Source organism: Sphingobacterium sp. HJSM2_6, assembly GCF_049316305.1.
Taxonomy (GTDB): Bacteria; Bacteroidota; Bacteroidia; order Sphingobacteriales; family Sphingobacteriaceae; genus Sphingobacterium.
In genome coordinates this window covers 1-326 of record NZ_JBMOXB010000061.1, presented here as the reverse complement: position 1 = coordinate 326, position 326 = coordinate 1, and the positions used below count along the sequence as shown (strand labels likewise).

The following is a 326-nucleotide window of genomic DNA, read 5'->3' as shown; positions in this document are numbered from 1 at the left end:
ATCGTTCGATGATAGCGTTCAATCTTACCTTGCGTTTGCGGATGTCCTGGTTTACCATGAACTTGTTTCATATTTAATTCATCATTCAGGTATTTTCCCAACTCGGTAGATACGTAACAAGCACCGTTATCAGAGAGTAATTTTGGTTTTGTTTTGGTCTTCAGCTTTGCTTTAATAATCGCCTTATCTACAGTTCTCTTTACATCTTGCGCTTTCATAGTACTGCATAATTCCCAGTGAATGATATAGCGACTGTAATCATCCAAAATCGTACTGAGGTAATAATATCCCCAACCAATGATTTTGAAGTAAGTGAAATCCGTTTG

At 37.1% G+C, this 326-nt stretch carries 1 protein-coding gene; it reads right to left on the bottom strand.

From position 1 onward, the window contains the following. On the bottom strand, positions 1–326 hold a 326-nt coding region (locus ACFRAE_RS17820), incomplete at both ends, for a transposase (RefSeq protein ID WP_422798521.1).